The organism is Bacillus sp. VT 712, assembly GCF_001614195.1.
Lineage (GTDB): Bacteria > Bacillota > Bacilli > Bacillales > Bacillaceae_H > Priestia > Priestia flexa.
In genome coordinates, this window is sequence record NZ_LWBK01000004.1 from 83,905 (window position 1) to 99,038 (window position 15,134).

The following is a 15,134-nucleotide window of genomic DNA, read 5'->3' on the forward strand; positions in this document are numbered from 1 at the left end:
TTCTGACAAAAACAAGTACAATAGAAACATCATTTTGAAAAAGGAGCACGATACATCATGACAGTAATTAGAAAAGCTTTAGCAGAAGACTTACCTACAATGGTGGCTATTTATAATCAGTCAGTACGCCAAAGCGCAGCAACATTTGACTTAACTCCTGTAACAATTGGGCAACGTAAAAGCTGGTTTGAATCTCACGACCAAAGTCAACTGTTTCCACTGCTTGTTGCTGAACGAAATGGTGAAGTAGCTGGATACGCATCTTTGTCTTCCTACCGTGATAAAGAAGCATATATTCGAACAGTTGAACTCTCCGTTTATGTAGATGAAGCTCACCAAGGATTTGGAATTGGTAAAAGGTTAATGGAAGCTATTCTAGTACAAGCAAAAGAGTTAAATCATCACGTTGTTATTTCTGGTATTACAAAAGGAAACGATAAAAGTATTAAAATGCATGAACAGTTTGGATTTACCTTTTGTGGGGAATTTAAAGAAGTAGGATGGAAGTTCAATCAATGGCAAGATGTTCTGTTTTATCAACTGATTCTTTAAGTGAAATTAAATAGTATCTTGTTTGAGAATTATGTTATAATAGAAAGCGTTCTAATAATACATATCAACGTACCACAGGGGGAGCCTGAATGGCTGAGAGTGAACCAATTGTTCTGACCCTTTGAACCTGTTAGTTAATGCTAGCGTAGGGAGTGTGGAGCGTGCAGCTTGTGCTGCCTCCTGTGTTTGTCGTTGAATACTAATGATTTTACAACAGGAGTGAAAAGACGATGAACAAAGGAATGTCTTTACAAGCGAAAATTGAAGTGGCAATCTTTGCAGCTCTAGCAATGATAATTGATATATTGCCATCAATTACAATTGCACCTGCCGTGTCCATATCATTTTCCATGGTACCAATCTTCATTATTTGCTTTCGATGGGGATTTAAATCAGGCGTGGTAGCTGGATTTTTGTGGGGATTGCTACAAGTTGTCACGGGTACTGCTTATGTATTAACACCTCTACAAGCATTTATCGAATATTTTATTGCATTTGCATTCATTGGTCTAGCAGGGCTATTGTCTGGTGCTATTAAGCAGAACTTAGCTACTAACAATCGAACAAAAGCATTTACATTTATTATTTTAGCAATTGTTATCGGCAGCGTTGCTCGCTATTTTTGGCACTTTGTTGCAGGGATTATTTTTTGGGGCTCTTATGCGCCAAAAGGAGTATCTGCATTATGGTATTCATTTACGATGAACGGACTAGCAATGGTGGGATCCATGATTGCTTGCCTAATCATTTTAGCCGTATTAATTCCGTCTGCTGCAAGAGTGGTATTAAATCGCGCATCATAAATAAAAGGAATGAAACCTATAGGAGTAACATCCTATAGGTTTTTTGCGTTTTTAAACCAATTTACATGTTTTCAGTGTTTTTGTTCTTTTTATGAAAGGGTTGAGGGTTTTTTTGTAGAATGGTATACTAGGTCTGTTTGTTGGAAGAATATACATACCATTTTTTGTAGGAAGGAATCATGTTAATGAACAAACGTAATCTCCTTTACATGACGATTGCAACATCCCTTTTACTCGCAGGATGTCAGCAAAAAGCTCAAAAAGCAACTGAAGTCGATACGGACTTGATGATTGCAGGAGAGATAGAAAGTCATGATCAAGAAGCAAAGAAAGATGTTGTTGAAAACCAGTACAGATATGATATTTCAGATACAATAGATGAAAAAATAATCTCGCAGTTTATGAATAGCTACTTCAAGGCTTTACATGATGGAATCCTTCATAAATCAGCTAAGTCAATTCAGACATATATAATAGAAGATAGTGAGTTTTATAAACAGCAAGTAATGAAAATTGATAATTTTTCGGAGCAAGGAATTCGTCAAGAACTAAAGACGTTTCAAGTTGTGAACTGGTATGAAGCTGAGAAAAATCAAATAAATTTACAAACGTTTGAAGAGGTCACCATCCATCAACCTAATAAAAAGGATTATACAAAGAGTATTAATCAATTGTATACGCTAATAAGCGATCAAGGTACATTGCGAATTAAAAGCGTAGAGCCGTATACAATGGATAAAGCAGAAGAAACGAAGTCAAATGCACCAGCTATTACAAGAGCAGCTAGCTTAAATGAATATAACGGTAAATGGTCCACTGCCAATTCTGACTTAAAAGGTGCTCCAATCGTAGAGTTTTATGCTTCTTCTAGCTCAGAGGCTACGGTGAAGATTCATGCCTATAAGCCACCAAATTCAGTAGAAGTAGCTACAGTAGAAGCAGAAAACATAATTTTTAAACATAATCAAGCTGTTATTCATTACGATACGGACAATAATGGAAATAAAGGAACAATTGTCGTGACCCTAAAAGCAAATTCTCTTTTTGTTATTCATCATTTAGAAAAGGCTTCTGAGTCTAAATGGACGATTCCTGCAGGCGCATTTGAGCTGTCCACGTTTGAAAGTTAAACAAGATAAAAGAAAAAAGGGGGATTCAAATGGGAAATCTATATATGGTGGCCATAATTTGTTCCCTGTGGCTTGTGCTGTCAGCATGTAGTGAGACAAAGTCTGCTCCGGCTCCGACACCAAAAGAGCCTGAATCAGAAGCTACCGTTCTGGTTGATGTCGATGAGTCTGCTAATGAGACACAAAAGAGTTCTTCTCTTCCCGTTGTGACAAATGAAGAAGCCAAACAGCTTGCTACAGATTCGTTGAAGAATGTTATCCAAACATTTGATATCTTAGGTAAACAAGAGGGATGGGACAGTGAAGAGAAACCAGCAGATTTTCAATTGCTAAGCCCTAGGCTCAAAGAATTTGCTACGAGTTCATTAGTTGCTACGAAACTAAAAACAATCGCCACTTCTTATTACTGTCAATGTGATGAGCAGTCTATTCCAAATCTAGCGACAACCGTACGTTTTAAAGTGATTAACAACCGCCCCGGTCAATTTTCAATCTCAGCTATTCAGCCACTGGACGAAAAAGGGAACGGAGGTACAACTATTTACTTGAATATGAAATACGGAAAAGATGGTTGGAAGTTAAATGAATGGGACGAAATGACGTATCGTCAAAAACCGTTAGATATTTCGTCAGATGAGTATTTAGAATATCTGAAAAAAATAACGCCTAACGAAGCAGTTTCGTTTAACAAAGAAACGACTATTGAAGATGAACATGGTAATCAAGAAAAAATCTTACTATTTAAAGATGATTCTGGAGAATTTGGTGTTTTGGCAAAGAGTTCAGAGCGGATTAACGAAGTTCAAGAGGATGTGCCAGTAACTTTGCCTTTGGAAGATAATGATGTAGATTTGAACAAGGTTACAGAAGTAGACGCTTCGGTTGTTCGTTCGTTTACGGAAACGTATTTACGTGATTTAACAGAAGCAATTAATCTTAATGAGTTTGATCGCATTCAACATTATTTTGAAAAAGATAGCACGTTGTTTAGCGAACAACAGCAGCTTGTCAAAACACTCTATGATCGAACAATACGAGAAGATCTTGCAACGGTTGAAGTTTTAGAATGGACGTCTAAAGAAGCAAATAGCTACGAAGTAAAAACGAAAGAAGTTATGAACATTACCATTAATGAACATACAGAAGAAAAAGAGTATTACCGAGTGTACACAATCGTACATGAAAATGAAAAGCTCGTCATTACTCAGTTAGAATCTTATTGAAAGCTCAGAGTCTACCTGAGCTTTTTTATAAGAAAATACTTTACTATACTAACGCAAGATAACTCTTTCTTATCTTGCGTTAGTATGATAAAGTAAAGAAAAAACGGAAAAATCGCTAATAAATTACATATTTTTACACAATTATTGAGTCGTTAAAAAAAACGACCTCTTTAAATAGGTTTATTTTTCGTTTTAAATTGATTTTAATACCAATACATTCAAGATGTAAAAAACGCCTTAGGGTAGATTTTGAAGCTTATAAAAGATATTAGTTAAAAGAAGGTGGAAATGATGAAAAGTGACAACGTATTGATACAAAGTCAATCCTCTCTGTCATTTCGGCAATTAAAAGAACAGTGGGGAAATCTACTAGATGAAAACCAAAATCTATCGTTGGGTCATACAGACGATGGAACGTTTGTTGAGCTTTTTATGAAAATTAAAATGATAAAACCTGAGCTATCTCCGCATACCATTCGAGCGTACAATCAAGATTTAAAAACAGTTTTGACTTTTTTTAAAGAGTTAGACGTTTCCTTAAAAGAGATTGGGTTTATGGAAGTGAAGGCATTTAATCATTGGATGAATCAAACCTATGCCAAAAGAAGCGCAGCAAGAAAACTAGAGTTTTTCAGAAGGATGCTCACGTTTGGTCATGAAACCCATTTTTATAGTGCGCTCTATACAACATGGATCGAAAAGCCTACTGTTTCAAAAGGACATTATAGCGAAAAGAAACAGGTTAATCGAACGGAATACAGAGAGTTAAGCACAAGAGAAGCTGAGCTCATTGTAAAAGCGCTTGAAGATACGGTAAAACATTCCATGCTAAAAGAAGAGTACCAAGCACGAAATCGCTTAATCGGTATGCTTTTATATTTAAGCGGAATGAGGTCTAGTGAAGTATTAAGCTTGAATTGGGGAAGCTTTCGTGAAGATCGTCGTGGCAATATGTTAGTAGATGTGTTCGGAAAAGGAAAAAAAGAGCGAACAATTCCAGTATTTAAAGACGTTCAAAATGCTCTATTTCACTACCGAGAAAGTTTAGGAGAATCGACGATGCTGAATCCGTCGGATGAAACGCCGCTTTTCTTTCAACTTAAACCATTTGTCAAAACAGGAGTCAAAAAAAGATTATCGTATACAACACTTTATCGGCTCATCAAAACAGCGGTTTATGCGATTCAAGGTAATTCGTCTATTTCACCACACTGGTTTCGTCATACGTTCATTACGAACAGCTTAGCGAATGACGTACCATTATCGGTGGTGAAACAAGTAGTTGGACACGCCTCCATTGCAACGACTAATATTTACCTAGAAAAATTACAAGAAGATACGGTTTATGATGCATTTCGAAATTCCGGTTATCGTTAGGTTCCTATAACTATATTATGTAAACTTATAAAATGAAACTCTCTCATTTCGCTTCTTTTTTTCGAATAAACCCTTCATTCATCAAATATAATGGTCTAAAAAAGGGAGGCGAAGTGCAATGGGTGTTAAGCATCCGCTTCAACATCATTTCGGAGAAGTGACCGAAATTTTTCATTACATTCATGATTTATGCGAAAGCGCAGGGTTGTACATTGATTGGCACGGCACGACACAAACTGTACAGCTATACCGGAATAAAGAATCAAGAGAAGCGGGAGATCGGTACATAGGAGCCATTCAATACGAAGGTAGTAATGAGTTGCAAAAACGAACGCCTTCAACGGTGAGTTTACGCTTTCGAAGAAGTAACTTAACATCACCATTTAAATATTTACTTGAAAACATTACAGCGTTTCGAAAGGATACTAACAAAGAACCCTTCGTTAACGCAGAGGCCGAGTCAATTGCGTTTAAGTTTACGGCACTAGATGAAGAAGCAATGGAAACGCTGAGACAAATTGAAGATGTGCTAAAAATGGCAAGATGTATTTAAAGCAGGCGCTTTAAGTGAAATGCCTGCTTTATGTATGTCCAATCTCTTCTTGAAGAGATTCTGCTTTTTTTTCTAATTGTTGAAGTACGTTAAAATAAGCAGCTAAATCGGCTTCATCAATTTCCGCTGTTAGCATTTTAAAAAGGTCTTCAATCGGACCTGTTATTTCCTCTTGCAAAGCCATTCCTTTTTCTGTTTGTTGAATATAGTAAGAGCGGCGATCTTCAGGATTTCTAATACGCTGTAAGTGACCGCTTTTTTCTAACAAATCTAAAATTTTTGTGAGTGTAGCTTGATCTTTATCTGCTTTTATCGCTAGCTGCTTTTGAGTAATTCGATCAGATTCTGATACCTTTTTTAATACCGTCCATTGTTCAGGCGTTATGTCGTAGGGTCTTAGAAAACTAGCTACCAGCCTACTCAGGCGCTTTCCAACCTTCGCAGTCGTAAAACCGTACATTTCTTCCATTGATTTCATTTATTTACCTCCAAGTACATACTCAGTCTTTTCATCATATCACATTCTACTCTCTCAGTTACATTCTAACTAAGGTTTTTTAAAATGATAACGCTATCATTTAGGTAGAGTTCGAATTTAGCTAGACTTCTTTAATTGAACAAGGTAATCTAGTGTTAGAATAGTTCAACTTTTTCAATAAATAAAAGAGGTGTCTGAATGAGTACTGGTAAAATGAACATCAAAGCAATTTTCTTCGACTTAGATGATACGTTGTTATGGGATAAAAAAAGCGTTGCGGAAGCGTTCCGTGCAACGTGTGAGTACGCGAGTGAAAAATATGATGTTGATCCTATTGAGTTAGAAGCAGCTGTACGCGAAGCGGCTTCTTCACTTTATGCTACATACGAAACGTACGAGTTTACAAAAATGATTGGTATTAATCCATTTGAAGGGCTATGGGGAGATTTCCATGATGAACATGAGAACTTCCAAAAAATGAAACAAATTGTACCAATCTATCGCAAGAATGCGTGGACGCAAGGATTAAAGTCACTTGGAATTGATGACGAAGCATTTGGTGCAGAGCTTGCAGAGCGATTCCCTAAAGAGCGTCGCCGTAATCCGTTCGTATATGAAGATACGTTTGATGTGTTAAATGAACTACAATCAAACTATAAGCTGTTGCTATTAACAAACGGGTCGCCTCAACTTCAGAATATAAAACTAGAGATTACGCCAGAAATTGTTCCTTATTTCGATGAGATTGTCATCTCTGGAGCATTTGGAAGAGGGAAGCCGGATCCGTCGATTTTTGATCATGCTTTATCTTTGTTAAACTTATCAAAAGATGAAGTGATTATGGTTGGTGATAATTTAATGACGGACATTCTTGGCGCTTCTCGAGCTGGGATACGCTCTGTCTGGGTGAATCGTGATGACAAAAAAGCGGATAAAGTTGTACCGTTTCATGAGATTAAGAGGCTGAGTGAATTACATGAGTTTTTAAATCAAGAATAATCGTTTAATCTGTTTTTTCACAGAGCTCTTGGTAGACACATTGTTTACAGCGAGTACTTTGTTTCATCGGAAAAGCGCTTAGTGGCTTTGGTTGATTGTATTCTGAGTGCTCGATATATAGATGCATGTTCATCAGGCTCTCTTTAATAGTATGATGGAATGCATCTATTTCTTTTGCTGTCACATAATAGGTGTGACTCCCTCCTAAATAAAGGTATTCGTTACGAATCTGAATGACATTCAGTGGTACATTATAAGTTTGCTGTATATAAAAAGCGCAAAGGGCAAGTTGTGTCAGATGATCATGTGCGTGCTTTCCTGTCTGCCAATTCACGATAATGTATTCGTTTGTAGTTGGTTTATGGTAGAGAAGGTCAAGTGAAACAAATATTTTGACTGAGTTGAGCTCTACTGAGCAAAACGCTTCTTGAGGGAGAATTTGAATTAAATCAATTGACTGAAGTTCTCTGAATGTTTTACTTCGAAAGAAAGAAGTTACACACCTCTCGATAGACGTTTTTGTTTGTTGAATTTCATAATCTGCTAAATAACCTTTTTGGTAGTATTCGAGCATCATGGTGTACACGTTCGGTTCATGATACCAATCGTCGCCATGATCTCGTGTTTGCAAATAAGCACGACGCAGTTCTTGATCAATGAAATTACGCATTGCAGTCATGTGCTCTTCGATTGATTCTGTGTTTGTGGTAAAGGAATAATTCCGAATAGCTTGCTTGACTGCTTGTCCCACTAATAGCGGCAAAGTAACTATTTTCTTTAAGCGATAGGCTTGTTTTGCAAGTTCAGTAGAAGAAGAAAGCCAACCATGATGGGAAAAATAGTACTGATAAGCATATTTTCTTGGGCACTCTATCATCTGATTATGGCGAGCGAGTGACCAAAAAAAACGAGGAGGGTTCGCTAGAAGCATAAGTATCACGTCCTTATCCTTTTGTAGCATACATATGAAGTTCTCTGAAGTTTAGAACGAAAAATGACGAAAGAATTAAAAAAAGCTTGCTGTTTCGCTTTGACCGTGCTATAGTAAAGAAGCGATGAGCTAATTTGTGTAAGTCGAAGGATATGCTTTTGCTAAACGTATGAATGTGGTCATACGGTCCTCGCCTCAAAACGCATCAAAGACGCCCAATTGGGCGTCTTTTTGTACATTCTTCACATGAGTCATTCGAAGCAAGACAATAGCGTTACTTTTCATATTCCTTTAAAATAAATGCTAGATAGAAAAAAGGGGAGTCAATTGTGATACGTGAAATAGAGATGACTGATGCGCCTCAATTTGTTGAGATGATTAAGCAAGTAGAAACTGAAAGTCAGTATATGCTTTTTGAAGAAAACGAACGAAAGCTAAGTTCAGAGCAACAGGAAAAGCAAATTGAAATGATGAAACAACAGCGAAACTCTACGCTTTTAGTAGCAGAAGTAGAGGGTGAACTGGTTGGTTACTTACAGGCTGTAGGTGGAGTGGTGAACCGAAGTGCCCATATCGCGTATGTGTCGATGGGAATCTTAAAAGACTATCGAGGAATGGGTATTGGTTTGCAGTTGTTTCAACAGCTTGAAGAATGGGCAAAAGAACAGCAAATTCACCGCCTTGAGCTAACAGTTGTAGTTGAAAATGTAATTGCAATTCATTTGTATAAAAAAATCGGGTTTCAAATTGAAGGCACAAAAAAGCATTCGCTGCGAATTAATGGGCAATATGTAGACGAATACATCATGAGTAAATTATTAGATGTTGAATAAGTTTAAACAAAAAGGAGCAGTCTACGCTGCTCCTTTTTGTTTAACTACCTCGGTAGATTTGATATCCCCATGGAGAAACAAGAAGAGGGACATGATAATGCTCAAATGCTTCTGAAAGCCCAATCCTAACCGCTACTTTTGTTAAAAAAGCAGGCGTGCTCGTTTGAACTGATTCTCTTATAAAGTAAGGTTCGATATCAAATAAAAGCTCATACTCGCCTGGGGTGAACGTTTCGTTACTAAAAAAAGGTTGGTCAATTCGTCCGCCTTCGTTTGTAATTGTATCTCCAATCCACAACCGTTCATTATCGTCTTGAAGTTTGTAGAGTGAAACAGCTATCCCTTTAGCTGGTTTTCCATTTGCTAAATCTAAAACATGAGTCGAAAGCGTGGTCATGTTAATTTGACTCCTCAAGTGCGGATGTAACAGCTATTTTGACATCCTCCTGTGTTACCGTGAAGACTTGGAAACCAAACGGTGGCTTTGGTTCAGTATACACTTTGCCATCAGAGTTTGGAATATCTTCAACGACTGCATCCCACGTGTGATTTTGTGACTCAAACGTGACATCTTTTAGTTGAGGGAAGCGTTCGAGCACGCGAATGCCGATTAGATAAATTAAATTTTGAATAGATGGTGTTTCAGTCTCGTTAAACACTGAGCATGCGATGTCTTTTACTTGTTCCGCTGCTACATAAGAAAGAGGGGTATCACCTATTGCGTCTTCTGGTTGAGTGTATGTCCATCCGATATTTAAATAAACAAAAAGTGGGCGATTAGAGTCTTCGGGTAACGTTGTATATTCATCTCGAACAAACCCGACAAATGAATTTCCCTCTACTTTAATTAGCTGTAAATCTTTTAGTTTACTATATTGCTCAGTAATTTGTTGACCTTGGACCGTTCGTTCTATTTTAATACCAGCTTGAGCATATTCATTTCGAGATCTTTTGTAAACAAGCTTGCTTTCAGTTAGCGTATTGCCTACCATACCGTTTGTGGCTTCAAATGGAACTTCGTCTCCAGTTAATTGAACTGTTTCCATTTGAGGATATTTATCTAAAAATGCTTCAGCAACATATTTTAAGAAACCTTCGATTGTTGAACCATCATAGCTGCCTAAATGACGCTGAATAAAATTTTTCATAGAGTCTGTTGCAACAACAAGACTATTATCACCTTCTATAAACGAAGATAAAAACTGACTTCCTCCTATTGCCACTTTTACATTGACGCCAAATACGATGTTATTTCGGCCACTGAATTCGGATTCTGGAATGACCTTCACACCTTTAAGTGGTTTTAAATACGTACGATAAGCAAATACATCTCCTTTTCCATAATACATTTGGCGATTTGATTGATTCGTCATTGTAACACGCTCCTCAGTTTTTATTTTGTCTACCAATCGAAAATAAGCAATCTTATATACTTCAGCTAACGCTGTTGTAAACTCTGTTTTTTTATCGTTTTGTAGTCGATCAATTAAGCTTTGATAGATTGTGCTTTTCGTTTTTCCTCTTACAGCAACGATAAAAGGGAAACCGAAGCGATTCATATAGGTCTTGTTTGCGTTTGTGAAATGTTCATACTCTTCCGCTGTAAGAGAGGTTAAACCGGCGCCCGTTTGCTCATTTATAGAGTGAGTCGTCATGGCGATTTTAGCTCCTAGATTTGGGTGAGCTTGTAGTAAGTCTAATTTTCTTTGATTAGAAGCTTCATCAATAACTCTGATTGTTCGGTGATGAAATTCTTGGAGAGAACTAAACGGCCGGAGTGGAGCAACTTTTTTTACAATCCAAGAAGAATGTTCATAGATATCTTGAAATAATCCAATAAATGTTTGCTCAGGTAATTCATTTACTTCGTGAATCGTTTGCTTCATCATGTTAGCACCTCATTATTTTGATTCTGAATAATCAGTTTTTTTGAACGTCACGATAGGCCTATTCGTAGTTTCGCTAGAACGAAAGAATATGTTTAGTAAAATAGCAGCAATGCTTCCTGTAATAATACCATCACTTACAATAATCTTGAGTCCAGCTGGGAGCTGGGCGAATAAATCAGGTACGACCGTTACCCCTAATCCAAGTGATAATGAACAGGCAATGATTAATAAATTACTTTGATTAGAAAAATCAACGTTGCTCAGCATTTTAATTCCTGATGAAATAACCATTCCGAATAATACAATCATAGCACCACCGAGTACCGGAGTAGGAACAACTGTTGTTAATTCAGCAATTTTAGGAATAAGACCTAACGTAATCAAAATGACTCCTGCTACCACTACGACATTTCTTGTCTTTACTCTTGAGAGTTGAACAAGTCCAACGTTTTGAGCAAACGTATTGTAAGGAAAAGCGTTAAAAATACCGCCTAGCATAATAGCTAACCCTTCAGCACGATAACCTTTAATAAAATCTTGATCGTTTAAGTCACGCTCGCAGACTTTGCTTAGTGCGAGAAAAACACCCGTAGATTCAATTATGATTACCACACCAACTAGTATCATAGTCAGGATAGGTCCAATTTCAAATATGGGTGCACCAAAATAAAATGGAGTAGGAATATGTAGCCAGGAGGCTTCTTTTACACTTGATAAATTAACCATGCCCATAAACGCTGCAACAATTGTTCCTACTACAATGCCCAGAAGTACGGACAATGCTCGTAGAAAACCTGTGAAAAAACGATTTAAAAATAAAATGAAAGCGAGAACGCCAAAAGCTAATGCTAAATTTTCTACGGATCCAAACTCTTCACTGCCAACACCACCACCCATGTTTCGAACGGCTGATGGCACAAGTGACAAGCCAATCATCGTCACGACTGTCCCTGTTACAACCGGTGGGAAAAGTTTAACGATTTTACCGAAAAAGTTAGCGAATAAAACGATAAACAGTCCCGCTGCAATAATAGCGCCGTATACTGCGTTAATTCCATACTGCGAGCCAATTGCTATCATTGGTGTAACCGCAACAAACGAGCTTCCGAGTACAACCGGTAATCCGATTCCAAACCAGCGGTTGTTCCAAGCTTGCAATAAGGTAGCAATGCCGCATGTTAGTAAATCAATTGCAACTAAATAGGCGAGTTCATGTGCGCTTAAATGCAAAGCGCGCCCCACGGTTAACGGAACAAGGATAGCTCCAGCATACATCGCAAGTACGTGTTGCAAGCCTAATGAAGTAAGTGCTAATGGATTTTGTGTTTTCTTCATACAAAATCTCCTTTCATTATATCACAATTGATGTTATAAAATGTAACATTAATAGGTGTTGATACCATCTTAATCCGTTTTGAATATTCTGTCATTAGTGAATATAACTAAAAAATATAAGTTTTTTTTCGCTATTTTTCCAAAAAAATAACCCGGTGGTATGTTTTGTGACACATAAAAGAGCATGATAATTTTATGAAAATGAATAAGCTCTCTACTCATACACTATTACAAGACGTTATTAAACTATGGAGGTGCATCATGAAAGAATGGATACAACGCAAATTTCAACAGGTAGCAAATGACGAGAGAACGCTTAAAGCAAAAGAAAAGCTAGCGGATGGGGGAATTACAGTACCTATCTCAGCTGCTATGCTTATGCGCTTGTTTCAGAGACAGTTAAAGAAACAAGATCAAATTCAGAATTTAAGTATCATTTTTCAAGAAAATATCATTGAAGTAAAAGGTAGTGTTCATAAATATTTTTTAAAGATTCCCTTTCAAATAAAGTTGGAACCTTCTTCAGCTAACGGACGTGTGCTTTTATTTCAAATTCATGAAATGAAACCTACCAACCGCGATTTTCTTAAAAAGAGACTATTTGATAAACCTCCAGTAACGACTTATAAAGATGGGCAAATCCACATTGATCTGAACGAAATTGATAAAGTGAAACTGATTCCAATTGGAACGATTAAGCAGTTTTCCATTCAGGATAATAAACTGCGTGTGAAAATCGGAATGTAAGTGTTAAAAAATCTTTTTATAAAAAATTTAGAATTTTTCATCTTTACCTATTGTGACAATCTTCCATCTAGATGTACAATGGAATTTATATAAAGGTAAATAACCCTTAAATTCAAGAAAGCAAGGAGAAGCAACCATGACAAAGTACAATATTGATGTAACATTAACTCAAACAAAAAAAGAAAAACCCAACGCTAGTGAATTGGCGTTCGGTAAAGTATTCACGGACCATATGTTCATTATGGACTACACAGAAGGTCAAGGTTGGCATGATCCGAGAATTATTCCTTATCAGCCTCTTACGTTAGATCCAGCATCGATGATTTTCCATTATGGTCAATCAGTATTTGAAGGCTTAAAAGCATATGTAACAAAAAAAGAGCAGGTATTATTATTTAGACCCGATGAGAATTTCAAACGATTAAACAAATCAAATGATCGTCTATGTATTCCTCACTTAGATGAAGAGTTAGCGTTAGAAGCGCTAAAAACACTAATTCAAGTGGACCGCGATTGGATTCCAAATGCTGAAGGTACGTCTTTATATATTCGTCCATTTATTATTTCAACAGAACCATATTTAGGCGTTTCACCATCTGATCGTTATCAATTTATTATTATTTTATCGCCTGTAGCTTCTTATTATAAAGAAGGCATTGCTCCGGTACGAATCGCGGTTGAAAATGAATTTGTCCGCTCTGTAGCTGGAGGGACAGGTAGTGCGAAAACAGGCGGAAATTATGCGGCAAGCTTAAAAGCGCAGCAGCTGTCTGGTACAAAAGGTTACTCTCAAGTACTTTGGTTAGATGGCGTAGAGCGCAAATATATTGAAGAAGTAGGAAGTATGAATATCTTTTTTAAAGTAGATGGTGAAGTTATTACTCCGTCTATTAACGGTAGTATTCTAGAAGGTATCACCCGCAAATCAGTTATTGAGCTATTGAAGCACTGGGGTATCCCTGTTTCAGAACGCAAGATTTCAATTGCTGAGATTAAGGAAGCCTATGCAGCTGGTAAATTAGAAGAAGCATTTGGAACAGGAACAGCAGCGGTTATTTCTCCAGTAGGTGAGCTATTCTGGCAAAATGAAGGTATGAGTATCAATGGTGGAAAAACTGGAGAAGTTACAAAGAAATTGTATGATACGCTAACAGGCATACAAAGTGGAATGGTTGAAGATCACTTTAATTGGTGTATAGAAGTAAAGTAGGTATAATTCAATAAAAATGTTAGTAAAAACCAAGGAAACAGTTCTTTTTTCCTGGTTTTTACTTTATACTTAAAGTGAACATGTTTCATTAGAAAAGATAAGGGGTTGGTGGGGTGCTATTTTTATCACATGATGAAAAAGTGCGTGTACTAGAAGAGGTTATTCAAAGAAAGTTATGCGAAATAGCTGGAGTGGAAATGAATGCTGGTGAACTTCATCGATTGGTTGGTTATTTATTTGCGTCTCATCTAGTTGAATTTACCCCCTGTGAGTACAAGTTGAGAATTCAGTATGAATCGCAGCTACACGATTTTTACCACCATCTAAAAGAATCTGCACCCACAGAGAGCGTTTAATAGAAGTGGTGTAATCTCCCCCAAAAAAAAAGAAAGTTAGCATGCGTGCTAGCTTTCTTTTTTTGATAGTTATTCATATAATTCCCTCTTTTACGCACATTAACAGTAAAATGTAATTAAAGGAGGCTATATGCGTGACACAAACCGTAATGTTGGGATTGTTTATTGGACCATGGCTGTTATTCTTTTTCTTTGATAGCAATCGCATAAAGCGGTATGTTTTCGCTGGGCTTTTTGGGATTGTTATGCTGACGATTTCTTTGAAATGGCTAAACGCTATGATTGGTGGGAAGTTAACCAAACGCTGTTTTTCTTAGAGGATATGACCCCGTTTGTATTTGGCGTATTTTTTGTGGGTACACTTCTTATTTTTTATTTTACTTATCCCGGCTTTTGGGCGTTTTTTATCTTAAATGCCATCTTTGATTTATTTCAAGCTTATATAATGAGCCCATTTTTCCAACGTTTAGGGATTTATGAAATGCACTCTGTAAATGCATTCCAGCTTTTTTAAATTATGACCGCTGTGGCCATTCTTTTTTATCTTTATCAGAGGTGGCAAGATAGTGCATTTAAAATTGAAATCAAATAATAAAGCGCTCACATAAAATAATTCCATCCATTCATACCGAATAAAAAGGAATTATTTTATCTAAAGAAAAGAATTTTTCAATAAATAGTAAAACGAACAGGAAAGTTTGTGTTAAAATGTCAATGT

The 15,134-nt window shown here is 36.9% G+C and carries 17 protein-coding genes and 1 riboswitch; of the genes, 12 read left to right on the forward strand and 5 right to left on the reverse strand.

The features are described from left to right. Positions 1 to 57: 57 nt before the first annotated feature. The 6 genes from A2U94_RS03005 to A2U94_RS03030 all read left to right on the forward strand — a co-directional run bounded on the left by A2U94_RS03005 (position 58) and on the right by A2U94_RS03030 (position 5,638). On the forward strand, positions 58 to 552 hold the full coding sequence (locus A2U94_RS03005; protein ID WP_025911112.1) for a GNAT family N-acetyltransferase: 495 nt from the start codon (positions 58 to 60) through the stop codon (positions 550 to 552). 67 nt (positions 553 to 619) lie between these two features. Next, positions 620 to 722, forward strand: a riboswitch (TPP riboswitch). Positions 723 to 782: 60 nt separating this feature from the next. Beyond that, positions 783 to 1,355, forward strand: coding sequence for an energy-coupled thiamine transporter ThiT (gene thiT / locus A2U94_RS03010; protein WP_025911111.1), 573 nt, complete (start codon positions 783 to 785; stop codon positions 1,353 to 1,355). 185 nt (positions 1,356 to 1,540) lie between these two features. Then, positions 1,541 to 2,485: a TcaA NTF2-like domain-containing protein gene (locus tag A2U94_RS03015; protein ID WP_139109140.1), complete on the forward strand. Its 945-nt coding sequence runs from the start codon at positions 1,541 to 1,543 to the stop codon at positions 2,483 to 2,485. Positions 2,486 to 2,514: 29 nt separating this feature from the next. Further along, positions 2,515 to 3,708: a TcaA NTF2-like domain-containing protein gene (locus A2U94_RS03020; protein WP_025911109.1), complete on the forward strand. Its 1,194-nt coding sequence runs from the start codon at positions 2,515 to 2,517 to the stop codon at positions 3,706 to 3,708. Between the two features lie 288 nt (positions 3,709 to 3,996). Continuing rightward, positions 3,997 to 5,085: a tyrosine-type recombinase/integrase gene (locus A2U94_RS03025; protein ID WP_226372915.1), complete on the forward strand. Its 1,089-nt coding sequence runs from the start codon at positions 3,997 to 3,999 to the stop codon at positions 5,083 to 5,085. A gap of 118 nt (positions 5,086 to 5,203) precedes the next feature. Beyond that, positions 5,204 to 5,638, forward strand: a complete 435-nt coding sequence (locus A2U94_RS03030; protein ID WP_025911107.1) for a hypothetical protein — start codon at positions 5,204 to 5,206, stop codon at positions 5,636 to 5,638. A 28-nt stretch (positions 5,639 to 5,666) separates the two neighbouring features. On the opposite strand, the gene A2U94_RS03035 is transcribed toward A2U94_RS03030, so the two are convergent. Beyond that, complete coding sequence (locus A2U94_RS03035; protein WP_025911105.1) at positions 5,667 to 6,116, reverse strand: MarR family winged helix-turn-helix transcriptional regulator; 450 nt, start codon at positions 6,114 to 6,116, stop codon at positions 5,667 to 5,669. Between the two features lie 198 nt (positions 6,117 to 6,314). On the opposite strand from A2U94_RS03035, the gene A2U94_RS03040 reads away from it, so the two are divergent. Further along, on the forward strand, positions 6,315 to 7,115 hold the full coding sequence (locus tag A2U94_RS03040) for an HAD family hydrolase (protein WP_225002091.1): 801 nt from the start codon (positions 6,315 to 6,317) through the stop codon (positions 7,113 to 7,115). A 4-nt stretch (positions 7,116 to 7,119) separates the two neighbouring features. On the opposite strand, the gene A2U94_RS03045 is transcribed toward A2U94_RS03040, so the two are convergent. Next, the gene (locus A2U94_RS03045; protein ID WP_062954411.1) at positions 7,120 to 8,046 is read right to left on the reverse strand and encodes a PD-(D/E)XK nuclease family protein; all 927 of its coding nucleotides are present in this window, start codon (positions 8,044 to 8,046) and stop codon (positions 7,120 to 7,122) included. Positions 8,047 to 8,372: 326 nt separating this feature from the next. Here A2U94_RS03045 and A2U94_RS03050 point away from each other — a divergent pair, with 326 nt between their 5' ends. Beyond that, the gene (locus tag A2U94_RS03050) at positions 8,373 to 8,879 is read left to right on the forward strand and encodes a GNAT family N-acetyltransferase (protein WP_025911101.1); all 507 of its coding nucleotides are present in this window, start codon (positions 8,373 to 8,375) and stop codon (positions 8,877 to 8,879) included. Between the two features lie 40 nt (positions 8,880 to 8,919). Here the strand turns inward: A2U94_RS03050 and uraH are convergent, their stop codons facing one another. From uraH to A2U94_RS03065, 3 genes are read right to left on the reverse strand one after another with little or no spacing between them, the layout of a single operon-like run. Then, positions 8,920 to 9,276 carry a hydroxyisourate hydrolase gene (uraH, locus tag A2U94_RS03055; RefSeq protein WP_025911100.1) on the reverse strand — a complete coding sequence of 119 codons (357 nt, stop codon included), beginning with the start codon at positions 9,274 to 9,276 and terminating at the stop codon, positions 8,920 to 8,922. Between the two features lies 1 nt (position 9,277). Further along, positions 9,278 to 10,768 (reverse strand): factor-independent urate hydroxylase, encoded by a 1,491-nt coding sequence (pucL, locus tag A2U94_RS03060; RefSeq protein ID WP_035321189.1) that lies wholly within the window; start codon positions 10,766 to 10,768, stop codon positions 9,278 to 9,280. A 12-nt stretch (positions 10,769 to 10,780) separates the two neighbouring features. Further along, complete coding sequence (locus tag A2U94_RS03065) at positions 10,781 to 12,103, reverse strand: nucleobase:cation symporter-2 family protein (RefSeq protein WP_062954412.1); 1,323 nt, start codon at positions 12,101 to 12,103, stop codon at positions 10,781 to 10,783. A 261-nt stretch (positions 12,104 to 12,364) separates the two neighbouring features. Between A2U94_RS03065 and A2U94_RS03070 the strand changes: the two genes are divergently transcribed. The 4 genes from A2U94_RS03070 (at position 12,365) to A2U94_RS21760 (ending at position 14,930) form a co-directional block, all read left to right on the forward strand. After that, positions 12,365 to 12,850 (forward strand): hypothetical protein, encoded by a 486-nt coding sequence (locus A2U94_RS03070; RefSeq protein ID WP_025911095.1) that lies wholly within the window; start codon positions 12,365 to 12,367, stop codon positions 12,848 to 12,850. Positions 12,851 to 12,986: 136 nt separating this feature from the next. Further along, positions 12,987 to 14,060: a branched-chain amino acid aminotransferase gene (locus tag A2U94_RS03075; RefSeq protein ID WP_025911093.1), complete on the forward strand. Its 1,074-nt coding sequence runs from the start codon at positions 12,987 to 12,989 to the stop codon at positions 14,058 to 14,060. Between the two features lie 113 nt (positions 14,061 to 14,173). Continuing rightward, entirely contained in the window at positions 14,174 to 14,416 is a 243-nt protein-coding gene (locus A2U94_RS03080; RefSeq protein WP_025911092.1) for a hypothetical protein, read from the forward strand. Between the two features lie 265 nt (positions 14,417 to 14,681). Continuing rightward, complete coding sequence (locus A2U94_RS21760) at positions 14,682 to 14,930, forward strand: hypothetical protein (protein WP_226372916.1); 249 nt, start codon at positions 14,682 to 14,684, stop codon at positions 14,928 to 14,930. Positions 14,931 to 15,134: the final 204 nt, after the last annotated feature.